18 protein-coding genes and 2 rRNA genes are annotated in these 23,188 nt (G+C 60.4%); 2 read left to right on the forward strand and 18 right to left on the reverse strand.

Features of this window, described 5'->3' with window-relative positions; translation table 11 throughout:
* Nucleotides 1–2: 2 nt before the first annotated feature.
* From ACZ5IU_RS03055 to ACZ5IU_RS03125, 15 genes are all read right to left on the reverse strand, one after another.
* A 23S ribosomal RNA gene (locus tag ACZ5IU_RS03055) occupies nt 3–3,004 on the reverse strand.
* 126 nt (nt 3,005–3,130) lie between these two features.
* Nucleotides 3,131–4,651: ribosomal RNA gene (locus tag ACZ5IU_RS03060) — 16S ribosomal RNA — on the reverse strand.
* Together the 16S and 23S rRNA genes form the textbook arrangement of a ribosomal RNA operon.
* Nucleotides 4,652–4,999: 348 nt before the next feature.
* Entirely contained in the window at nt 5,000–6,133 is a 1,134-nt protein-coding gene (gene recA / locus ACZ5IU_RS03065; protein ID WP_464420393.1) for a recombinase RecA, read from the reverse strand.
* 23 nt (nt 6,134–6,156) lie between these two features.
* Entirely contained in the window at nt 6,157–6,738 is a 582-nt protein-coding gene (gene thpR, locus ACZ5IU_RS03070; protein WP_464420395.1) for an RNA 2',3'-cyclic phosphodiesterase, read from the reverse strand.
* On the reverse strand, nt 6,729–7,961 hold the full coding sequence (locus tag ACZ5IU_RS03075; RefSeq protein ID WP_464420397.1) for a nicotinamide-nucleotide amidohydrolase family protein: 1,233 nt from the start codon (nt 7,959–7,961) through the stop codon (nt 6,729–6,731). The genes thpR and ACZ5IU_RS03075 overlap by 10 nt, the downstream gene beginning before the upstream one ends.
* A 17-nt stretch (nt 7,962–7,978) precedes the next feature.
* Entirely contained in the window at nt 7,979–8,446 is a 468-nt protein-coding gene (locus ACZ5IU_RS03080) for a phosphatidylglycerophosphatase A family protein (protein ID WP_464420399.1), read from the reverse strand.
* Nucleotides 8,427–9,728: a 30S ribosomal protein S12 methylthiotransferase RimO gene (gene rimO / locus ACZ5IU_RS03085; RefSeq protein ID WP_464420401.1), complete on the reverse strand. Its 1,302-nt coding sequence runs from the start codon at nt 9,726–9,728 to the stop codon at nt 8,427–8,429. Before rimO ends, ACZ5IU_RS03080 begins: the two co-directional genes overlap by 20 nt.
* Complete coding sequence (locus tag ACZ5IU_RS03090) at nt 9,725–10,597, reverse strand: helix-turn-helix domain-containing protein (protein ID WP_464420403.1); 873 nt, start codon at nt 10,595–10,597, stop codon at nt 9,725–9,727. The genes rimO and ACZ5IU_RS03090 overlap by 4 nt, the downstream gene beginning before the upstream one ends.
* Complete coding sequence (gene rpe / locus ACZ5IU_RS03095; protein ID WP_464420405.1) at nt 10,587–11,348, reverse strand: ribulose-phosphate 3-epimerase; 762 nt, start codon at nt 11,346–11,348, stop codon at nt 10,587–10,589. Before rpe ends, ACZ5IU_RS03090 begins: the two co-directional genes overlap by 11 nt.
* Before the next feature lie 176 nt (nt 11,349–11,524).
* A complete protein-coding gene (locus tag ACZ5IU_RS03100; RefSeq protein ID WP_464420407.1) occupies nt 11,525–12,625 on the reverse strand; it encodes a PASTA domain-containing protein in 1,101 nt (366 codons plus the stop codon).
* Nucleotides 12,622–13,950 (reverse strand): RsmB/NOP family class I SAM-dependent RNA methyltransferase, encoded by a 1,329-nt coding sequence (locus ACZ5IU_RS03105; RefSeq protein WP_464420409.1) that lies wholly within the window; start codon nt 13,948–13,950, stop codon nt 12,622–12,624. Before ACZ5IU_RS03105 ends, ACZ5IU_RS03100 begins: the two co-directional genes overlap by 4 nt.
* A complete protein-coding gene (locus tag ACZ5IU_RS03110; RefSeq protein WP_464420411.1) occupies nt 13,950–14,642 on the reverse strand; it encodes a DUF6391 domain-containing protein in 693 nt (230 codons plus the stop codon). The genes ACZ5IU_RS03105 and ACZ5IU_RS03110 overlap by 1 nt, the downstream gene beginning before the upstream one ends.
* 100 nt (nt 14,643–14,742) lie before the next feature.
* Nucleotides 14,743–15,438 carry a zinc metallopeptidase gene (locus tag ACZ5IU_RS03115; RefSeq protein WP_464420413.1) on the reverse strand — a complete coding sequence of 232 codons (696 nt, stop codon included), beginning with the start codon at nt 15,436–15,438 and terminating at the stop codon, nt 14,743–14,745.
* Between the two features lie 105 nt (nt 15,439–15,543).
* The gene (locus ACZ5IU_RS03120) at nt 15,544–16,683 is read right to left on the reverse strand and encodes a DegT/DnrJ/EryC1/StrS family aminotransferase (protein ID WP_464420415.1); all 1,140 of its coding nucleotides are present in this window, start codon (nt 16,681–16,683) and stop codon (nt 15,544–15,546) included.
* 177 nt (nt 16,684–16,860) lie between these two features.
* Nucleotides 16,861–17,577 (reverse strand): GntR family transcriptional regulator, encoded by a 717-nt coding sequence (locus ACZ5IU_RS03125; protein WP_464420417.1) that lies wholly within the window; start codon nt 17,575–17,577, stop codon nt 16,861–16,863.
* A 137-nt stretch (nt 17,578–17,714) separates the two neighbouring features.
* Here ACZ5IU_RS03125 and ACZ5IU_RS03130 point away from each other — a divergent pair, with 137 nt between their 5' ends.
* Nucleotides 17,715–17,930, forward strand: a complete 216-nt coding sequence (locus tag ACZ5IU_RS03130; protein WP_464420419.1) for a hypothetical protein — start codon at nt 17,715–17,717, stop codon at nt 17,928–17,930.
* Here ACZ5IU_RS03130 and ACZ5IU_RS03135 read toward each other — a convergent pair.
* Nucleotides 17,912–19,285, reverse strand: coding sequence for an aminotransferase-like domain-containing protein (locus ACZ5IU_RS03135; protein WP_464420421.1), 1,374 nt, complete (start codon nt 19,283–19,285; stop codon nt 17,912–17,914). The genes ACZ5IU_RS03130 and ACZ5IU_RS03135 overlap by 19 nt on opposite strands.
* A gap of 80 nt (nt 19,286–19,365) precedes the next feature.
* Between ACZ5IU_RS03135 and ACZ5IU_RS03140 the strand changes: the two genes are divergently transcribed.
* Nucleotides 19,366–20,193 carry an HAD family hydrolase gene (locus ACZ5IU_RS03140; protein WP_464420423.1) on the forward strand — a complete coding sequence of 276 codons (828 nt, stop codon included), beginning with the start codon at nt 19,366–19,368 and terminating at the stop codon, nt 20,191–20,193.
* 20 nt (nt 20,194–20,213) lie between these two features.
* On the opposite strand, the gene ACZ5IU_RS03145 is transcribed toward ACZ5IU_RS03140, so the two are convergent.
* Nucleotides 20,214–21,707 carry an AMP-binding protein gene (locus ACZ5IU_RS03145; protein WP_464420425.1) on the reverse strand — a complete coding sequence of 498 codons (1,494 nt, stop codon included), beginning with the start codon at nt 21,705–21,707 and terminating at the stop codon, nt 20,214–20,216.
* Between the two features lie 28 nt (nt 21,708–21,735).
* Nucleotides 21,736–23,115, reverse strand: a complete 1,380-nt coding sequence (locus ACZ5IU_RS03150; protein WP_464420427.1) for a hypothetical protein — start codon at nt 23,113–23,115, stop codon at nt 21,736–21,738.
* Nucleotides 23,116–23,188: the final 73 nt, after the last annotated feature.

Consider the following 23,188-nt stretch of genomic DNA (forward strand, 5'->3'; position numbering starts at 1 on the left):
ACGAGGGCAAGGCCTCGGCGTATTAGTACCGGTCAGCTCCACGCCTCTCAGCGCTTCCACCTCCGGCCTATCTCCCCCGTGTTCTCCGGGACGCCTTACTTCCCTCTCGGGAATGGGGTATCTCATCTTGAAGGCGGCTTCCCGCTTAGATGCCTTCAGCGGTTATCCGTTCCGAACATAGCTACTCGGCGTATGCACTTGGCAGCACAACCGATACACCAGCGGTTCGTCCACTCCGGTCCTCTCGTACTAGGAGCAGCTCTCCTCAAATACCCTACGCCCGTGGTGGATAGGGACCGAACTGTCTCACGACGTTCTAAACCCAGCTCACGTACCGCTTTAATGGGCGAACAGACCAACCCTTGGGACCTGCTACAGCCCCAGGATGCGATGAGCCGACATCGAGGTGCCAAACCCTGCCGTCGATAGGAACTCTCGGGCAGGATCAGCCTGTTATCCCCAGGGTAGCTTTTATCCGTTGAGCGACGGCCCTTCCATTCGGAACCGCCGGATCACTAGTACCGACTTTCGTCCCTGCTCGACTTGTCAGTCTCACAGTCAGGCCACCTTATACACTTGCGCTCGCACGGGCGATTTCCATCCGCCCAGAGGTGACCTTTGCGCGCCTCCGTTACTCTTTAGGAGGCGACCGCCCCAGTCAAACTGCCCGCCTGACAGTGTCCCGCTCGTCGATTCAGACGCTGCGGTTAGAATTCCGGCATCTCAAGGGTGGTATCCCAACGTCGACTCCACCACAACCAAAGTCATGGCTTCAATGTCTCCCACCTATCCTGTGCATGACATGCCAAAATCCAGTATCAGGTTACAGTAAAGCTCCATGGGGTCTTTCCGTCCCACCACAGGTATCTGGTGTCTTTACCAGAACCACAAATTCACCGGGTCTCCCGTCGAGACAGCGCTCAGATCGTTACACCATTCGTGCAGGTCGGAACTTACCCGACAAGGAATTTCGCTACCTTAGGACCGTTATAGTTACGGCCGCCGTTTACTGGGGCTTCATTTCAGAGCTTCGCCTCTCCCTTGCGGTCGCGGCTAACCCCTCCATTTAACCTTCCAGCACCGGGCAGGTGTCAGACCCTATACTTCGGCTTGCGCCTTATGCAGAGTCCTGTGTTTTTAGTAAACAGTCGCCTGAGCCTGGTTTCTGCGACCACTCGCGGCTCCGCCAGCATTGACTTCACCGCAGTGGCACCCCTTCTCCCTAAGTTACGGGGTCAACTTGCAGAGTTCCTTAACGAGAGTTATCCCGCTCACCTTAGCCTTCTCAGCCAGCCCACCTGCGTCGGTCTCGGGTACGGGCAACACTGTTCCTCCCTAGAGGCTTTTCTCGGCAGCAGAGCGTCAGCGGCTTCGCCCCTTACGGAGCTCCCCATCAGGTCTCAGCATTTGGGCTCACGGCTTTTCCTGCGAACCCTGCCTACCCCCTTGAACCGGGTCTTCCATCCCCCGGCTCCGCCTAGCTTTCTGCGTCACCCCTTCGGTCCATGCGTCACAGTGTCGGGACAGGAATGTCTACCTGTTGTCCATCAGCTACGCCTTTCAGCCTCGCCTTAGGTCCCGCCTAACCCTGGGTGGATGAGCCTTCCCCAGGAACCCTTGGGCTTCCGGTGAGTATGTTTCTCACATACTTTGCGCTACTTATGCCGGCATTCTCACTTCCATGCAGTCCACCAAACCTTCCGGTTCGACTTCTCCCCGCATGGAACGCTCCCCTACCGATTTCCACTTACGTGCAAATCCCGCAGCTTCGGTGCAATGCTTAGCCCCCTACATTGTCGGCGCAGAGATCCTCGACCAGTGAGCTGTTACGCACTCTTTAAAGGATGGCTGCTTCTAAGCCAACCTCCTGGCTGTCCAGGCATCTCCACATCCTTGCCACACTCAGCATTGCTTTGGGACCTTAGCTGGCGGTCTGGGCTGTTTCCCTCACGACCACGAACCTTCTCACCCGTAGTCTCACTCCCATGCTAAAGTCATGGTATTCGCAGTTTGGTTGAAGTCAGCAGGACTCCTGTCCCCATCGTCCATCCAGCGCTCTACCCCCATGACTCATCGCATGAGGCTGCACCTCAATGCATATCGGGGAGAACCAGCTATTACCGTACTCGATTAGCTTTTCACTCCTAACCACAGGTCATCCGAGACTTTTTCAACAGGCACCGGTTCGGTCCTCCACCCCGTTTCACCGGGGCTTCAACCTGCCCATGGCTAGATCGTACGGCTTCGGGTTTATCGCATGAAACTTCCGCCCTTTTCAGACTCGGTTTCCCTTCGGCTCCAGTGCTCTCTCGCACCTTAACCTCGCTACATACGATAACTCGCCGGCTCATTTTACAAAAGGCATACCGTCACCCTCACCGTCTCGCGACGGCTCAGGCTCCGATTGCTTGTAGGCACACGGTTTCAGGTCTCTTTCACTCCCCGCCAGGGGTGCTTTTCACCTTTCCCTCTCGGTACTGCTTCACTATCGGTCGCTGGTAGTATTTAGCCTTGGACCATGGTCGGCCCTGATTCAACCGGAATTCCACGTGCTCCGGCCTACTCGGGTTCTATGCCCAGAGAGAGACGCGCCTTTCACCTACGGGACTTTCACCCTCTTCGGTCCGCTTTCCCAACACGGTTCGGTTAGATGCGCCCTTTATAACTCCCCGAGAAGTCTGCGGACTCCTCCGGCATAGACCCACAACCCCCACGCAACAACGACCGCAGTCTTGGCATTGCGTGAGTTTAGGCTCTTCCCCTTTCGCTCACCACTACTCAGGGAATCTCTTCGATTTCTCTTCCTCCGGCTACTGAGATGTTTCACTTCGCCGGGTTCCTTCGCCCTTACGGCGATTCCCGGATTTCTCCGGGCAGGTTCCCCCATTCGGATATCCGCGGATCAACGGATGCTTGCTCCTCCCCGCGGCTTCTCGCAGCTTGCTGCGTCCTTCCTCGGCTACCAGCGCCAAGGCATTCCCCGTGTGCCCTTACTACCTTTCCCTCGTTTCAGTCCAACTTCCTCTTTCTTCTGTCAAGGTGCATGAGGCAAACTTATAAGATGGAGAGGAGAGCGGTTCATGTTATCTCCGCATTCTCGTTGCTGAAGAGCTTTCGCTCTTCTCCTTAGAAAGGAGGTGATCCAGCCGCACCTTCCAGTACGGCTACCTTGTTACGACTTCACCCCCCTCACCAAGCACACCTTCGACGGCTCTGTCCCTTACGGGTTCAGCCACCGGCTTCGGGTGCACCCAACTCGGGTGGTGTGACGGGCGGTGTGTACAAGGCCCGGGAACGTATTCACCGCGGCTTGGCTGATCCGCGATTACTAGCGATTCCGGCTTCATGAAGTCGGGTTGCAGACTTCAATCTGAACTGGGGCCGGCTTTCTGGGATCCGCTTGCCTTCGCAGGCTCGCTTCCCTCTGTACCGACCATTGTAGCACGTGTGTCGCCCTGGACATAAGGGCCATGATGACTTGACGTCATCCCCACCTTCCTCCAGCTTGTCGCCGGCGGTCCCGCCAGAGTGCCCGGCTTTACCCGATGGCAACTGGCAGCAGGGGTTGCGCTCGTTGCGGGACTTAACCCAACATCTCACGACACGAGCTGACGACAGCCATGCAGCACCTGTGTACGCTCTCCGGACGAATCCTTCGTCGCTCGCCTTTCAGCTCACTACTACGTACATGTCAAACCCAGGTAAGGTTCTTCGGTTTGCATCGAATTAAACCACGTGCTCCACCGCTTGTGCGGGCCCCCGTCAATTCCTTTGAGTTTCAATCTTGCGATCGTACTCCCCAGGCGGAATGCTTATCGCGTTAGCTCCGGCACGGACACCTCTCGATGCCCACACCTAGCATTCATCGTTTACGGCCAGGACTACCGGGGTATCTAATCCCGTTTGCTCCCCTGGCTTTCGCGCCTCAGCGTCAGTTGCTGGCCAGCAAGTCGCCTTCGCCACCGGTGTTCTTCCCAATATCTACGCATTTCACCGCTACACTGGGAATTCCACTTGCCTCTCCAGCACTCCAGTCATCCAGTTTCAACCGCATGATCCGGTTGAGCCGGACCATTTCACAGCTGACTTAAATGACCGCCTACGCGCCCTTTACGCCCAGTAATTCCGGACAACGCTCGTCCCCTACGTATTACCGCGGCTGCTGGCACGTAGTTAGCCGGGACTTCCTCGTGTGGTACCGTCACTTCCTTCTTCCCACACAACAGAGGTTTACGACCCTAAGGCCTTCTTCCCTCACGCGGCGTCGCTGGGTCAGGGTTGCCCCCATTGCCCAATATTCCCCACTGCTGCCTCCCGTAGGAGTCTGGACCGTCTCTCAGTTCCAGTGTGGCCGGTCACCCTCTCAGGCCGGCTACCCGTCTTCGCCTTGGTGAGCCGTTACCTCACCAACTAGCTGATAGGACATGAGCCGCTCCTCAAGCGGATCGCTCCCTTTTACCTCTCGGCTTATGGGGTATTAGCATCGGTTTCCCAATGTTGTCCCCCTCTCGAGGATACGTCCTCATGTATTACTCACCCGTTCGCCACTAGTCATATATTCCGGTTACCCTTCACATATGACCCGTTCAACTTGCATGTGTTAAGCACGCCGCCAGCGTTCGTCCTGAGCCAGGATCAAACTCTCCATGAATTTCTCCTCAGAGAAAACTCTCCCCGCTCTCTCCCTTACTTCCTTCTCCCCATCCTATAAATCTGTCAAGGTCCTCGCCGTTACGTTTCCGTGATGTTTGCTTCGACTTCGTAACGGGCACCGTCCGAACAGTGCTTGGGTATAATACCCAAGGAATCCGGCCTTGTCAACGACTACCCATGGATATCATTATGCACAGGAACGACAGCTTCAGGTAATTTATCCAAAACTTTTACGGCGAATACTCTCAAACAATCCGGCTATTCCTCCAAACATTTACGACATGCGATCACGTTAACATCCGAAAAAACGTCGGAGATCGATAATTCAGGTATACTGCATTATCGCCTATTCGTCCTCACTATCCAGTTCAAGAACGTCTTCCTCCACCGGTTCGGTCGGAGTTTCTTCCAGTCCTTCCTCATCCTCACCCTCTCCGGTGGAAACCGGCACGGAGACTGCGAGGATGTCGTCCGATTCCAGGACTTTCGCCATAACTTCCCCGACGATTTCATCCATAAGCGTCGGATTTTCTTCCAGATACTTCGCAACCGCGTCCTTCCCCTGTGCGAGCGTTTCCCCCTTGTAGGTCAGCCACGACCCCTTCCGCTTGACCACTTCGAGATCGATCGCCATATCGACGACAGCCACCCCTTTCGGAACGCCCCTGCCGTAAATGAGCGTCGCGTGTCCCGTCCTGAAGGGAGGAGCCTGTTTGTTCTTGACGACCTTCATCCAGATTTCGTGCCCGATCGTGTCCTCCCCGCGCGTGATGCTTTTTCCGCGTTTGACCTCGATACGAACCGAGCTGTAGAACTTGAGCGCCCGACCTCCGGTCGTCGTCTCCTGCGGACCGCTCGAATAACCGGTGCTGATTTTCGCCCGGAGCTGATTGATGAAGACGACCACGCACTGGCTCCTCGATATGGCCGAGGTCAGCCGCCTGAGCGCGTACGACATGAGACGCGCCTGCAGGCCGACCTGACTGTCCCCGATCTTGCCGTCGATTTCGGCCTGTGGCGTCAGGGCCGCGACTGAGTCAACGACGACGATGTCGACCGCGCTGGAGCGAACGAGGGTGTCGAGGACGTAGAGCGCCTGCTCTCCGCTGTCGGGCTGGGAGACATAGAGCGCCTGTACGTCGACGCCGAGAGACGATGCGAGACGCGGATCGAGCGCGTGTTCCGCATCGATGAAGGCGGCGATCCCCCCCGCCTTCTGCGCCTCCGCAATCGCGTGGAGTGCGACCGTTGTTTTCCCGCCTCCCTCCGGACCGAATACCTCGACAATTCTTCCTCTCGGAAGACCGCCGATGCCGAGCGCAACATCGAGAGGGAGGATTCCCGTCGAAATGACCGGAACCTGTTCCTTGAACTGGTCTCCCAGACGCATGATGGATCCGGCTCCGAATTTTCCGCGAATGTCTTCGATGGCTTGCTCCAACACGTCTTCCCGGGTCTGGGGCGTTTTCTTTTTGGCCACGCAGATCGTCCTCCTGTTCGGTGTTATGTCGCTGTTTCGCCTGAAAAAGGATAGGTCTGGATTGGGCTGTAGATCGGACCACTGGGCGTAAGAACGCTTTTCATGAAGATCGTTTCCGTCACGTTCACGACGAACGAAGGACTCGTTCCGTCCCGGATCCGTCCGATGAGATCGACAGGGACGTCTTCCGGAAACCTGGCGCGGGCGAGCGTGAGATGCGGCGAGAAAGAACGGCGTTCTGGCGGAACTCCCATCGCGACGCTTTCCCGCTCGATACGTTCAAAGAGTGAGGCGAGCTCCTTTTTGCCTTCGCGGATGCCGATCCAGATCACGGATGGGTTCCGAAGGCCGGGGAAACATCCCAGTCCTTCAAGGGAGATGCGGAAACCGGGGAAATTCGGAAGCGCGGAAGCATATCGTTCTGAGAGCGCCGCGACAGAATCGACCGGAATCTCCCCGCAAAACTTGAGCGTGATGTGCAGCGACGGGACCGGAGCCCACTTCAGAGAAGGCGCGATACGTCTGAGTTCCGCGACGAACCGCTCGAGAGCGCGTTTCACTTCGTGCCCGAGCGCGACGCACGAAAAGCAGCGGATCAATTCCATGTCATGTCTCCGAGAATTCCCCGCCAGAGCAGTTCGAGAGCCTGAGCCTTCGAGCGTTCCCGGATCATCTCCCTGTCCCCGTTGAAACGCCTTGTGAACTCGCGCGTCATTCCCGTCCGGGAATCCGATACTGCGAACCAGACCGTCCCGACCGGTTTTTCCGGAGATCCTCCTCCGGGCCCGGCTATTCCGGTTACAGATACGGCGACGTCGACTCCGAACACCCTGCAGGCTCCCGAGGCCATCGCATTCGCGCACTGGGCGCTCACGGCCCCGCAGGATTCGAGAACATCTGCGGGAACGCCGAGAACGTCGCGCTTGATCCTGTTGTCGTAGCAGACGGCGCTTCCCATGAACACTCCTGAACTCCCCGGAACTTCAGTGACAGCCGCACCGACGAGTCCTCCTGTGCAGGACTCGGCCGCCGCCACAGTCACTCCTCTGGTACCGGCTTCAAGCACGACGGCCTGTTGCAGCGTCGTACATCCGTGCGGAAGGCAGCCGTGCGGCAGACGTTCGCGGATCGTCTCTTCTCCTGCCCGGATACGCTCAGGGGAACCGCGGAGGACGATTTCGACGAGATTGGGCGCGGGGAGAATCGATGTGTGCATCGAAGGATCTTCGAGGATATCGGAGATTTCATCCTTGAGAAGACTCTCCGCCCATCCCGTGACGCTGACGGAGACCCAGCAGTCTTCCGGCTCCAGACGATCTCCGAGCGAGGCTTCCGCCATGGCGCGGTATTCCGTCGGAACCCCGGGAAATGAAAAGACTTCCGTTCCCTTGTGTTCGAAATGAATTCCAAGCGCCGACCCCAGCGGATTGTGGATGGAACGCGTTCCTTCCGGAATCGCGGCCTGTCTGGAACGGGAACGTTCGAAAGCGATCCCGTGCTCACCCGAATACCGTTCGGCCATCCTGTCGTACGCTGTGTCGTCCTGAATCAGCGGAACTCCGAGAAGCTCCGCGAGGATATCGCGGGTCCGGTCATCGTGCGTCGGTCCAAGTCCGCCGGAAATGACAAGCAGACGCACGTTCCCGACCCTGCGCCGCAACGCCACGAGGGAGACTGCGGGATCGTCGGGCAGTATTTCGATTCCGCGAACCTTCCAGCCCGCCCGGTGAAGCCGGGAGGCCATCCACGAGCAGTTCCCCTCCCTGCGGATTCCGCTCAGGAGTTCGTCGCCGAGGGCGACGAGAACCGCGTCCTTCAGTGAAACCACCTCCAGTGTACGGCAGATCAGCGAAAAATCAACGCCATACCGCCTCCGAAAAAGAACAGGTGCAGTCCGCGCAGAAGCAGGTTCGTGCAGATGCCGCCGACCACGTCGTCTGCCATGATTCCGATGCCGCCCGGAAGCGATTCCGCGGCTCCCACCGGAAAGGGTTTGAGGATATCCAGAATGCGAAAGAGCAGCAGCGCAGGCAACCACATGCTTTGCGGCAGTGCGAAGATGGCCGCCCACATGCCGGCGACTTCGTCGATGACGATCTCTCCCGGATCTGTCCGTCCCGTCTCTCGGGCGTAGCGGTCCGAGGCGATCGTTCCGACGACGCAGACGATCGCGATGAGATACCAGGTCGGGGGAATGAACAGCGCGAAAAGCAGGGCCGCAGCCGAGGCGACAGTTCCCGGCATCGTGGAGAAACGGCCGAGACCGCAGACGGTGCTGACGAGATCGGCAAGACTACGTCGTTGAAACGTCATCGGCAGGCACCCCGAAAAGATCGTACTCTTCCGCTTCGGTTATCGAGACGGAAACGAACTCCCCCTCGCGAAGCCCTGCGGCGGGCGATACGCCGACAAGACCGTCGACCTCGGGCGCGTCGCGGTAGGAACGCCCCCACGCGAGTCCTCCCTCGACGTCGATCTCCTCGAGCAGGACACGCATCGTCTTTCCTTCGAAAAGGCGTTGGCGTTCCAGGGAAATTCCGGACTGGAGCTCCATGAGGCGCGCGTAGCGTCGCTCGCGGACTGCGTCGGGAATTTGTCCGTCCATCGTCGCTGCCGGCGTTCCTTCCTCGGGGGAAAAGACGAACGCGCCGACGCGGTCGATCGACATCTCCCCGAGAAAGTCGAGCAATCCCCCAAAAGCCACCTCCGACTCACCCGGAAAGCCGACGATAAGCGTGGTCCGCAGCGTGAACAGCGGGTCGGCCTGTCGCGCGTACGAAAACAGACGTCTGATATGCGACGAGTTTCCGGGACGACGCATTCTGCGAAGAATCTCGTCGTCGATGTGCTGAATGGGGATATCCAGATACCTCTGAACTCTCCTGAACGAGAGAAGCCTGTCGATGAACGCCTCGTCCATCCTTGCGGGATGCAGATACAAAAGCCGGATCCAGACGTCCTCCGGAACGGCCGACTCCAGCGCGGCAAGAAGATCTGGCAATCCAGCCTTCCCGTCGAGATCCCTTCCGTAGGACGTCAGGTCCTGTCCGACAAGACAGAGTTCGCGCGCTCCGCTTTCGACCAGATCCTCCGCCTGCGCCACGACAGACGCGACGGGAACGCTCCGCGAGCGCCCCCGGATCGACGGGATGGTGCAGTACGCGCACGTGTTGTCGCAGCCTTCGCCGATCTTGAGATATCGCGTCCACCTCTTCGTTTCGGGCAGCCGCCCTCTCGAAAACGCGCATTCCGGGCTTCCGAGGGCGCGGAGAACCGACGACCAGTCCTCGGCCTTCGCCCAGATGTCGACGCTGGGAATTTCCTTCTTCAGATCCTCGCCGTAGCGATTGAACAGACAACCGAGAACGCCAATCTTCCGGAGTCGTCCATCTTCCTTCAGTTGTTCGAGATCGAGGATTGCGCCGATGCTCTCTTCGACGGCCGGCTGGATGAAGCCGCACGTATTCACGAAGGCGACATCGGCCTCTTCGGCCATCGCGACAAGGGTATGTCCCGCCGCTTCGAGCATCCCGACCAGGACTTCACTGTCAGCGGTATTCTTGGCACAGCCGAGGCTCAGAAGAAAGATCCTCACTCCGTCACCTTCCCGGTTTTTCCGTCCGGATCGTAGAACAGTTTCTCGACCTTGCTTCCGGAACCTGCCTTGCCGAGTTCCCTGCCGTTCCAGACGATCGTCACGGCATCCGGGCGACCGTATGTCACCACGAGTCGGGCATCAGCCTCGAACGACACGCTCTTTCCCTTCTGGAGGATGTCCTGGTAGACGATCTTGTCGCCACGCATGACACGGATCCAACACTCCCTCGAAGCGGAAAGGACCAGTTTTTTCGTTACGGCCGGAATCGTGACGGGCGTCGGGGTCGGCGTCATCTCCGCCGAAACCGGGAGAAGGAGCGACACATCGGGAGAAAACGTGTCCGACGAGAGTGTTTTCTGGCCGCCGTACCCTGCCACTCCTCTTGTCGGAGAAATTCCGGAGACCGCGTCGCGGGAGACATCACCGTCCATCGTCCCGGGCGGATTCGGGGAAACGAGTCTCCCGTTCCACGCGTACCAGACGTACCATCCGGAAGCCGTCAGGGCGCAGACAAGCAGAAGGAAAATCCAGAAACGCGATGCGGGGCGGAATCCGCGCGCAGGAGGCGTGCATGATCCGAGGGGAATCGGCTCGCCGCCCTCCGGCTGCCCCTCCCTGAAGAGATGCCCGATTTCATCCCAGAGAGACTCCGCATCGAGCGTCTTCAGGTACGTCCGGACAAATCCCCGTACGTAGACGTCCCCGGGAAACTCCGCATAATCCCCCCGTTCGATGCCTTCGAGAAACTGCTTCCGGATGCGGGTCATCTCGACAATGTCATCGAGGTGCAGCCCGCGTTCCTCGCGGATCGTCCGGATCCGTGCGCCAAGCTCTATCAGTTCATTCTGGCCAACATCAATAGACACCGACAGCTGCCTCCTTTGCGATTCCGGTTACTTTCACCCATGCCGCTCCGGGATCCGGAGCTCCGAAAAGGGCGTTTCCCATAACGACGATATCGCACCCGTGCCGGACAACCGATTCGATATTTCCCGCCCCGAGTCCTCCGTCCATTTCGATGAGGAATGACAACCCGCGGACGGTGCGAATTCGTACGAGATCGACGAGTTTGTCGAGCGTTTCAGGGATGAAACGCTGCCCTCCGAATCCGGGATTGACGGACATGACGAGAACGAGATCCACCATGTGGACGACGGGAAAGATCGTCTCGACCGGTGTCCCCGGATTGAGCGATATTCCGGGACGGCACCCCAGCTCGCGGATGGCTGAAATCACCCGGTGAATATGAGGAGTCGCCTCGGCGTGTACCGTCACGTACGAGGCCCCCGATTCGCAGAATATCCGGAAGAAATTTTCGGGGGGCTCCACCATGAGATGGACATCGCGAATCGCTTCCGGAAATCTCCTCGCGAGGGCTCCGATCATCGAAGGACCGTATGAAAGGTTCGGAACGAAATGCCCGTCCATGATATCGGCGTGGATCCACTCGGGCATGGCCCCGAGCCGTGCGATGCTTCCCGCGATGTCGAGCGGATCCGCGGAAAGGATCGATGGAGCGATATTCACGATCCGACCGGGAACGGGAGAAGCGCGCTCTCCCGATACACCGTCTTCTGCGTCAGGGGGCAGTCCATTTCTCCCGTTTTCCTCGGGCATGCCTTCCGGGGTAAGCGAATGCAAAGTCTTCGGGATCGTGGTCGGAGAACTACGTCCCGCCGACTCGATACTGTCGGGGCTCGCGTGTCGCCTGTTTTCCCCGGATACCTCGTCCGGGATTTGCGAACGACTACGCTCCCCCGACACAACGCTGTCGGGGCTCGCGTGTCGCCTGCTTACCTGAATCTGTCTTGCCACACGAATTCGCCTCCGAGGTAGATGGTGACGACGCCTTCTTTCGAAAACGGCGCGTCGAGAGAGATATATTCCCCTCCCCTGACTTCACGGCTCAACAGCTGGCGCGTTCCGTTCGCGTCGACCATTTCGATTCGCAGCGACATCGATTTCGAGAGCGGCGGAACCTGATAGCGGACCTTCGCGACGCTCTGCTTTCCACCGGGAGCCACCGGCACCGAAGTTGACGGAGTCGGTTTTCCCGAAGGTTCCGTCGTTACGGAAACTCTTTCGCTTGCGCCATCCGGAGCAACTCCCGGCGTCGTCTGCGTCATGCCGGGCGCCGTGACCTTCCCGCCCGAGGGAGTCGCAATTTCCACCTTGTCAGGCTTCTTCAGCGTCGAGACGACGAGCGTTACCCCGTCCCCCGGGCGGACAAGCGCTCCGGCACGGGGTTTCGTTCCCATGACCATGCCTTCGTTCGTATTCTGGTTGTAGACGTATTCGACTCCAGCCAGGGTCAGAGACGACTCCGACAGCAGCTTTTTCGCTGTCTTCTCGTCCTGCTGCGAGAGCTCCGGTACGGGGATCTTCCCGCCCTTGACCGCTCCGCCGGAACTGACGATCAGATCGACCTTCCGTCCCTGCGGCACCGTTGCGGGAGCGGCAGGATTCTGCGCCAGAACGCTCCCGGCCGGACGGGATTCGTCGTTCAGGCGCACGACGTCGCCGGCGGAAAAGCCGTTCTGCTCAAGGGTCGCCACCGCCTTCGAGTATTCCATCCCGCGAACGTCGGGGATCGCCTTCCTGTTGACGGCCCCCCTGCTGACCTTCAGAATGAGCGTGGTCTCCTTGCGGACTTTCGTCCCGGGTTCCGGCCACTGCGCGAGAACCATTCCGGGAGACAGCGTGGAGTCGACCTGGTCGATCTTCGCCTGCAGCCCAAGCCGCTTGACCTCCTCCATCGCATCCAGAACGGACATCTCCCGAAGCCTCGGCACGGCGAGATCCTTTCCTCCGAAAAAGACCGTGTACACCGCAACTCCGGCAGACGCGACGATGACGAGAACAACGAACACCATCGCCCAACGAATCATCTTCATGCGGTCGCCTCCTGAGTTTTCCTGCCCAGAACGGCAATGTAGAAACCGTCGAGCCAGGGAAGTTCGGGCCAAAGGTACACTCCCCACGGACGTCCCCGATGGATCCGGAGACCTGAGATCGGGGGCGGGACCTCATAGATATCATTCCGTTCCGAAAGGACGCGCGAGACGATCTCCTCGTTCTCCCTCCGGAACAGGCTGCATGTGACGTACACCACGAAGCCTCCCGGCGCGACGATGGAAATCGCCCGGCGCAGCAACAGCTTCTGGAGATCCGAAACTCGTCCTACGGCTTCTGCGGAGAGCCGCTGTTTCCCTTCCGGATGGCGCGACCACGTCCCGCTGTTCGAACACGGTGCGTCGAGAACGACGATCTCCGGACGAACCGGGGGCTCGAGGTGAAGCGCGTCTCCCAGGCGGATCGCCCACGAGGCGTTGAGACGCTTCCGTTCCTTCTCGAGCGCCTTCGCCCTTCCAGGGGAGATCTCCCAGCACTCGAGCGTCGCTCCGGGAAGCAGCGCGGCCAGTTGCCCCGCCTTTATGCCGCGTCCGGCGCACATATCGAGAACGAATCCTCTCTTCCAGAGACGCCGGACCACTTCGCCGACCATCATCGACGACTCGCCCTGCGGCGTGGACACTCCTTTATTGTACCCGGCGAAGGACGGCGGGTAAACCGATGACGCCAGACGGACCGAATACGGAATGAGAGGCGACCCCCAGCACCGGTATCCCGCTGCGTTCGCCCGTTCGAGAACCTCGGGGATCTTCGACTCGGGCCAGACCCGGAAGGATGCGTAGGGCCGGATTCGCGCCATGCGAACCAGCTTCCTCGCCTCCTGCGGACCGACCCCTTCCTTGAGGATGAACGCCGCCCACGGAGGCATTCCGTGGAGGATCGCGAAATCCTTGAGGTCGCAGCTCGACGAAAGAGCCCGGATGAAATCATTCCCGCTCTCGCCGACTCTCCGAAGAACCGCGTTCACGAGACGCGCCTCCCGCTCTCCCACCGTCTCCTTGACGTTCTGGACGACCGCGTTCGTCAGCGCCATCGGCACGAAATACCGCAGGTCCGTCATTCCGGCGGCCCCAAGAAGCATCGCGTTCACCGTCGCCCCGTTCAGACCCTCGATGGCCGGTTTCAGGAAGGAACGGACCATCTCGTACCAGAGAGATCGCTTCCGCAGCGTGCAATAGACCAGCGAAGCCGCGAGCGTCATCTCGGGTGACGGCAGTTTCGACGCGAGTCTCCTCAGGGACACGCTCGCGAGTTCTCCTCTTTCAACATCCTGAAGCACGCGGAGCGCACCTTCGATGCCCCGCATCAGTCGATCACCTCCACCACCGGAGAATCTCCGGAAGAGCGGGTGCGAACGAACAGGGATTCCGGAACCATGAACGACAACCCCGACATCGCCACCCGCCGACTCCGGACCTCGACGGACAGGATTTCCATATCGCCCACCCCGGTGTCCGTCGTGACGTATTTCTGCGCCAGACGGCTCGCGAGGGGAGCGAGAGCGTACGCAAAAAGCAGTGAGGCCGCAACGGTCAGCAGGCTCAGGCTTCCCGTCGCGGCGAGAATGAGCAGGAACAGCACCGAAGCGAGCGTGTTCAGGACAACGAGCGTCGTTCCGCATCTCGGATGGATCGCAAGATCGCTTTCCCCACTTCTCAGACGTTCGAGCGCCGCGCGCGCCGCCATGGAGACGAGGTCGCGGTCACGGAGCCCTTTCAGCGAGAAACCGGTCTCTTCGGCCATGCCTTCGATGTTCAGGCGACCAAAGCGCTCTTCGAGGATATGTACGGTCGCGTGCTCGATGGCGTGGTTTCGCCGCACCCTGCGGTTGAAAAGAATCCGGAAAAGTTGCGTCGGCCCGATGAACAGCCACAGAAAGGAGTTCGCGGCGAATCCGAGCGTCATGGCCGCAAGGACGAATACGCCGAACATGACGAGAAAAACGACGCCCACCCATGGAACGAGAACGAGGAGCGCGACGATCAGAAGCAGAGGCATGTCGATCCGTCCTTCCGTCGGAAAAAAGAAGTGGAGCGGTCGGCAGACCGCCCCACCATCATACCCTCCGTATCCCCATCCGTGAAGCGCGAATGAGCGCCTAATCCCGGTCTCCGTACATCCCGCGAAGCGCAAGAAGGCGGAGGAGTTGTGCGAACGCCATCACCGTGGCAGCGACGTACGTCAGCGCGGCGGCGTTCAGGACCGTTTTCGCGCCGGAAACCTCGTCCATCCCGAGAAGTCCGGTATCGCCGAGAACCCGGAGCGCCCTGCGGCTCGCGTCGAATTCCACCGGAAGCGTGATGAGGTGGAACACGATGACGCCGAGGAAAAGGACGATGCCGAGGTTCATGAGAAACTCCCCACGAAGGAACAGACCGATGAAGAACAGCGGGAAGGCCATCGTCGAACCTATCCCCACGACGGGAACGATCGCGTTCCTGATCGCGAGCGGAGCGTATCCGTCCTTGTCCTGGATCGCGTGTCCGACCTCGTGCGCGGCGACACCGATCGCCGCGATGCTCGTACTGTTGTATACCGTATCTGACAGGGAGAGGGACTTGTCCCTCGGGTCATAGTGGTCGGTCAGGTTCCCCGGCACGCGGCCGACAGGAACGTTCGTCAGTCCGAAACGATCCAGCAGCGATCGCGCGACCTGCGCTGCGGTGACCCCGCGGCGCGAAGGCACCTCTCCGAAACGGGAATACGCGCTCTTCACGCGGAATTGCGCCCACAGAGCGAGAAGCAGGGCGGGCAGCAACAGCAACATGGTGCGATCGAAAAGAAACGGGTACATCTCAATCCCTCCCGTGGGTGTAATCGTTATGGTCGCACCGGATACCCGCCGGTTCGACGGAAAATATTGTACATCGTCCGCCGATAAAGAACAACATTGGTCAAATTACGTATTCCTGCTCCGGTAGAACTCCGCGATCGCGTCCGCTATCCGAACCTGCTCTTCGGCGGTCAGTTCCGGGAAGACCGGCAGCGCGAGCGTCTCGCGGCTGAGCATCTCGGAAACCGGGCAATCCTCCGGTTTGTAGCCCAGAAACGAGAAGCACCTCTGCTGATGGAGCGACAACGGGTAATAGACCCGGCATCCGATCCTGCGGGCCTCGAGGAAGGATTCGAGCGCGTCCCTGTCTTTGACCCTCGGGGCGTATTGGTGATAGATATGGTAGTTTCCTTCGAGTTCGACGGACGGACGGACGAACTCGAGAAGCTCCCGTTCGGCGAACAAAAGACGGTAGCGGTCGGCCACGATGCGGCGCTCTTCGTTCCACTCCTCGAGATGCCGGAGTTTGACGCGGAGGACGGCCGCCTGGAGCGAATCGAGGCGGCTGTTCAGTCCGACCTCGTCATGGAAGTAGGTCTTTCCGGCTCCGTGCACGCGCAATTTCCGCACGCGTTCAGCGAGGCGTCCGTCACGTGTCGCGATCATGCCGCCGTCTCCGTAGCCGCCGAGATTTTTCGTCGGGAAGAACGAGTAGCACCCCAGAGCGCCGTACGTTCCCGCGCGGACGATAGCGCCCTCGATCTTTCGCCACGATCCAAAGGCCTGCGCGGCATCTTCGACGATCGAGACGCCGCGCTTCGCGAGCTCACCCGAAATGGCTTCGAGCGGAGCCATCTGCCCGAACAGATGCACGGGAAGAACGACCTTCGTCTTCGGTGTCAGACGATCGAGCACCTGCTGGAGATCGATGTTGTACGTCTCCGGGTCTACATCGGCGAAGACCGGCGTCGCACCGAGCCGCGTGATGCAACTCACGGTCGCGAAAAAGCTGTAGGGGGTCGTGATGACTTCATCACCCGGACCGATGTCGAGCGACATCATCGCGAGGACGAGTGCATCGGTCCCTGAAGCGCAGCCTATGGCCTGCGCCCCGTCGAGATAGGCCGAACACTCTTCCTCAAACGCGGATACTTCCGGTCCCAGGATAAACGCCTGGCTCTCGAGCACTCCCGAAACGGCATCGGCGATTTCGTCTCGGATGCGCGCATAATTCCTCTTCAGATCGAGCGTCGGTATTTTCTGCATGGTTTCAGATCCTCCTTAATCGTCGCGGCATCGGACACGGTACCCTTCGTTCTTTACAGAGATCATCATCCCGTCGAACGGAGGAATTGTGGCATAAAACCGGTCCGCGTACAACGGAGAGAATCGAATGGGGGCGGAAAAAAGCGCCGGAACGGCGGATCTCCGTTCCGGCGCGGTTCATTCCTTCGGTTCTTTTTCGACCGCGTCTTCCTTCCCATGTCCATGAACGCTCTCGGGCAAAAGCGACTGGCTCTGGTTGATTCCGGCCGCCGCCTCCCTGAGATGGCGCTTCATCAGCTTCACGCACTTCTCCGCATCGTGATGCCTCAGGGCCACGAGAATTTCCCGATGGACATCGACCGTCGGAACCGTCTCATTCTGGTAGAAGGGATCGTAGAAGACCACATACGCGTTCGTCCGCGCTATGATATCCCTGACAAGCTTCGCGAGGACTTTGTTGCCGCTCGCGTCGGCGATCGTCGTGTGGAAGGACTCGTTGACCTCAAGGTACGCCTCGAGTTCCTTTTCGTCGATTGCGCGCGCTTCCTCGATCATGGCCTCTTCGAGGCGACGGAGGTGGCGGTCGTCGATACGTTCCGCCGCGAGACGGATGGCGAGGCTTTCAAGCTGTTCGCGAACGAGAAACGTGTCCTCGATCTCCCGTGGCGTCGGCGCGGCAAGCCGCGCACCGCTGTTCGGTATGATGTTGACGAGCCCTTCCGTCCCCAGGCGTCGGAGAGCTTCCCGGACCGGGGTCCTGCTGACGCCCATCTGAACCGCGATACTCACCTCCGGAAGCCGCTGCCCCGGCTTCAGCTGCTTCGTGATAATCTTGTGCCGAAGCTCCTGGTAGGCATAATCCGAGGACGTGGTGTATATTCTCGGCTCTTTCACGCGCCATTCCTCCCTATATTCGTGATGCGAAAGAGACATGAGTAAATATTGTACAAGAGTCAGTATTGTCTTTTTAGATACAATCTATCACATTTCGTTCCGTTACACAAGATAGCATTTCATGAAAGGATGATCGCATGCGTTTCACGGTTCTCATTCTTTCAATCGCCACACTCGGATTCTACGGACATGCCGTTGCCGGAGTCGGAGGATACCTCGTCGGACGGGGACGTCCCGATCTCATCGCAATCGGACTCGTTGGAGGAACTGTCTGCGCCGCAGCCGCCCTCTGGCTCTGGCATCGTTTTTTGTGTTCGGTCGATGAAGAGATTCGTCAGCGAGACAAAGAGTGACCTGATGTCTCCCATGCGGCGCGCAGTCTGCGGACCGCGTCGCCCATCCGCACGGCCGGAACAGAACTGATCGACAGGCGTACCGCAAGGGGATCGATTCCGGACAGGTGGAACGCCCTCCCGGGAGAGACCAGAACGCCCTCGTTCCCGGCGGCGCGGGCGGCTTCGTCGCCCTTTCGTCCGTTCGTCGGAAGCCACAGGTAGATTCCTCCGCCCGGGACGTCGAAGCGATATTCAGGCATATATCTGTCGAGTGCTTCCGAAAGAGACCTCATCCGGGCCTGCATCGACTGCCGGACGTCCGAAAGCGCCCGTTCGAGCCCTCCGGACGCGATGAACGACGCCGTCATGAGCTGTACGGGCGTCGACACGGGCCCGGAATGGGTTGCGAGCGCCGCCAGAACGTGCGGGACCAGCGAGGTCGGAACGAGGGAATATCCGATCCGCAGTCCCGGAAAGAGAACCTGACTGAACGAACCGAGGTACAGGACGCGCTCGGCCCCCTCCATCGCGGCGAGGGCGGGGACGCTCGTCTCCCCGAAGCGGAGTTCTCCATACGCGTCATCCTCGATGATGAAGAACCCTCTCCTGAGGCTCTCGTCCAGGATTTTCCGGCGAACATCCATCGGAATCGTGCGCCCCGTCGGATTCTGGAAGCTCGGAACGAGGTACAGGACATCGCATGGACCGAGAGTGCCTGGAAGTTCCCAGAGGTGGCCGCCACCCGAAGGCAGCGCGTGGACGGTCATCCCGGCGCCGTTCGCGATACCCCAGGCATCAGGATACGTCAGCTCTTCCATCCACATCTTGCCGACTCCGACGGTCGAAAGGGCCGCGGCCGCGATATAGAGCCCCTGTCGTCCGCCCGACGTCACCAGGATGTTGTTCCATTGCGCGGGGATTCCGCGGGAAACGGCGTGCTTGACGAGCAGAAACCGGAGTTCGTCGATTCCCTGCGGCGGAGTCATCTGGAGGGAGGACGCCCCGCGTTCGAGGATGGCCTTCCGGGCAAGAGACGCGAGAGCGTCTACTGGGACCAGGTCGGACGAAGGAATTCCCGAATCCATGTCATATTGACCTTCCCCCGACGAAGATATGAGGGGCTCCGACGCCCCGCATCCCGTGACGAACGCCCCGCTGCGTCCCCGCTTACGGATTCTGAGCCGGTCTTCGAGCGTGTCGTAGGCGAGGGAGACGGTCATGCGGCTCACGCCGAGGATGGAAGAGAGCTCCCTGCTGCTCGGAAGCCTCGCTCCGGGCGCGAGCGCCCCGCTTTCGACGAGACGTTCGATGTGCTCCGCGATCTGAAGGTACAGAGGAACGCGGGAATCGGGATCCAGCGGTATCTCCAACATGAAATGACTCCCCTTTTCGTATGGATCTGCCCATACTGTATAATCGGCGCGCAGGGAAGACAAGCAGGGGGGAATGAGACGTGCCCCGTCCGGAATGGGATATGATCGTGTTCGATGTCGATGGCGTGCTTGTGGATACGAGCCGCTCGTACCCGATGGTGATCCGGGACGCGATCGCCACGGGGTTCCGCGTATTCCTCGGCGGAGAATCAACCGGCGGGGGATTCACGATGGAGCACTTCCGCGTCACGAAACACCATCCGGGGTTCAACGACGATTACGACATCGCGTGGGCGTTCCTGAGCGCCGCCGCCGGGCGAGGGGAGACGCTTGCCGACGCCCTTCCGTCGCCCGAAATGTGGAGGGACGCGCTCTCGCACTTCGCGGGAATCGACATTGCCGGATGGGTGCAGGAATCATCCGGTCCACGCGTCGATCGGGAGGCCGTCAGGGAACTCTGCGAGGAACTGTACTTCGGAGAGGAAGAACTCCTGCGCATCCGGGGGCGAACGCCACGGCACGCTCCCGGAGCCCGGGGATACTGGCGGGACGAAGCTCCGATGCTGAAGCGGCACTGGTCGACGCTGCCGCTCCCCTCGGGAATCTACACGGGCCGCCCTGATTCCGAACTCGTGCTCGCGCTGCGGACGCTGCACTGGGAGGGGCTGCCCGGGGAGCGGACCGTCACGGCGGATTCCGGCGTCTTCAAACCGTCCCCGGAAGGATTCCGCATCCTCGGGAACGTTCTCGGCGGAAGCCACCCCCTCTACTTCGGGGACGCCGCAAGCGATCGCGCCGCGCTTGCAGCCTTCGGCAAGGGAACGTTCGTCGCTGTCGGAGACATCCTGACCGATGCCCCGCTCCGTTTCGACACGGTCGAAGAGGGACTCGACGCGCTCCTTTCCTGAAGACGGCGCTCCCCTCAGCGTCAGGCGCTCCGGCGTTCGCGGAGTGCCCGCCTCAGCACCTTCCCGAGTTCGGATTTCGGCAGCTCCCCCACGAACTCGAAGCTGCGCGGAATCTTGTAGTGGGCGAGCTGGTCCTTGCAATACGCGTGGAGTTCCTTCTGCGTGACGCCTCCGTCCGCGGGAACCACGAACGCCTTGACGATCTGCCCGCTGACGCTGTGCGGCACGCCGATGACGGCAGCCTCCCTGACGCCCGGATGGGCGCAGAGGACCTCCTCGACCTCCTGGGGATGGACGTTGAACCCTCCGACGATGATGATGTCCGTCGCCCTGTCGATGATCGAGATATAGCCTTCGTCGTCGACGCGGGCGATATCTCCCGTTTCGAACCATCCTCCGGAAAATTTCCCCTCAGTCAGTTCCGGGGTTCTGAAATACCCTTTCGCGACCGACGGGCCGCGGAGCCAGAGCACTCCCTCGCGTCCCGACGGAAGATCAGCCCCCGACGTGTCGCGTATCCTGCATTCGAACCCCGGAAGAAGCGTCCCGACGGTCCCCAGTTTCCGCTCCGAGACGCTCCGGTTCACGGCGACGACCGGCGAACACTCCGTCAGACCGTACCCTTCCGTCACGCCGAGTCCGAAGACGCGTTCGACGCGCTCGTCGAGCGCCGTCGGGAAGCGGTCGCCTCCGCTGATGACGGAACGCAGCGTCTTTGGCGCCTCCGCGCCGCGGCCGACGGCCGAAAGCAGCAGATGGATCATGGCCGGAACGCCGACGAGGAAGGTAACGCCCGTTTCGCGCATGACACCGAGCGTGTTCTCAGGGGGCATGAAATTCGGGACGAGGACGAGCCTCGATCCCGTAAGCAGCGCGAGGAGACCGCTCGTCGAGTACCCGAGCGCGTGGAAGTTCGGAAGGACGTCGAGAACGACCTCCGTCCTGCGGTCGAACGCGACGTAATGTTCCTCCGCGGCGCGAACGTTCGAGAGCAGGTTTCCGTGGGTCAGAGGAACGGCCTTCGCAACTCCGGTCGTCCCCGACGTCGCGAAGATCACCGCGATGTCGGGATCGGCGGGAGGTTCCGGGGCACATCTCCTCCCCGCGAACAACGGAAGGCCTCCCTCAAGCGACGCGCGGACGACCGGAACCGGCAGGGATTCGTAGTGCGACCGGGAAATTCCCGGGATATCGGGAATGACCACCGCGAACGGATCGACGCGATCGACGCCCCGCGTCACCGACTGGACTCCGGCCTGGAGGTTCAGGGGAACCACCGCCCCGCGCAGCTTCCAGCAGGCGAGGGAAAGCGCCATCATCGCCGGAGAGTTGGGTAACAGGGTAACCAGTCGGTCGCCCTCGCGAAACCCCGCCGCAGAAAGCCGATCCGCGCCTCTTTCCGTCAGGGACAGGAGTTCTCTCCTGCGGATCCACGAGCCCTTCCACCAGAGAGATTCCCTTTCCGGATCCCCGGCCGTCAGTTCCGCGACGACCTCCTCGAGTCTGTCAGCCATCCCGATATGCCCCTTTCGTCAAAGGCGTCTACGATTTTCGGAGTGTCAGCCAGCGGAGCGTCGCATCAGGGCAGCTCCACAGCTCCAGATACGCCGGGTTCAGCACCGTGTAGCCCGTTTCCCAGCCCGACTCGCCGAGTTCGACATTCCTTGCGGGGTCCTGGAGCGACCACTGCGCTCCGCCGACGGTTCCCCTGGGAGCGACGCGGAGGTATTCAGGCAGATACCCCCTCGCCTTCGCTCCCTTTTCGAAGAAGATTCCGTCACGTCTCGAAAGAACGTCGACTTTCCGGATCCTGTCTTCGGGCATCGTCAGGAACCCCGCATAGGCCCCGGCTCCAACTCCAGGGAGCGGATCCTTCCCGAGAACGGAGATCGTCTCTCCGAAAAGGATCGAGGCTCCGCCGTTGACGAAAAGCTGCCTTCGCCCCCGGATTGCCGATGCGAGTCCATGACGGATATTCTCGTTGCCGAGGATCATGTCCGCGCACGGAAAGGCGGGACCGTGCGGAATGTAGATCGCTCCGCTCCCGCCCGGGAACCCCCCGGAACGCAGCGGGACCTCCGTCACCCGGCAGCCGAAGTATTCGAACAGCAGTCGGGCGTTGTTCCCCTCGCACCCGAGAGCTTCGTCCGTGAAGATCGCGACGTCCGTCCCGGCCGCCTTCCGCGCCCCGATATCGGGCTGCGCGGTCCAGCCGGGCGCGAGCTTCGCGAAGGCTTCGAACGCCCCCCATTCCACCTGGTCCATCATCCCCGAGAGCTGCGCGGCCGCCATGCGGATCTGAAGTGCCGACCCGGGCGCGCCGGGAAGGCAGAGTTCGAGCAGCGAAGGCGCTTTCCGTTCGAGGAACTGCGGGAGATACCCGAGATGGAGAAGCGGTGTCCTTCGTCCGGCTTCCGTTTCCAGGAGCTGGTATTCCCTGGGGTTCAGCACCGAGGCGTACAGCACCCCGGCGCACGGATCCGGGCCTGAAGACCGGATGCCCTGCAGGGCGGCGTCGAGGGTGCGCGCCGCGATGATCGCCGACGAGTCGGCGTAAATGACGGGAATCATGGGGCACTCGAGCGTCCGGGCGACGTCGGCCGCCGCCGGCAGGACGATGAACGGATCGTCGCCGCGACGCGAGCCGAGGGGAGCGACGAGGATATTGATGCAGTCGGGCGACGCCGCGACTTCGAACAGCGTCTTCAGGAGTCGCGTCGACGAAAGCAGGAACGGGTCGAACAGCGTCACGTCGGAGCATGTCACGAGCTTCAGAAGCCTCATGGCAGATTCATCCGCCCCGATATGGAACAGGCGAAGCGGCCAGCCCATATGCTTCAGGGCCGCGACGAGCACGACCGACGGAGGAACCACTCCGGAACGACGTTCATCTGCGATGACGATTCTCGGGTATGCGGCCATGTCCGCTCCTTCAGCTGGAATATGATCCGGTTTAGTGTATCATATTGTCATATTCACTCTCCATATATACGGA

This window comes from Lactivibrio alcoholicus (assembly GCF_055390895.1).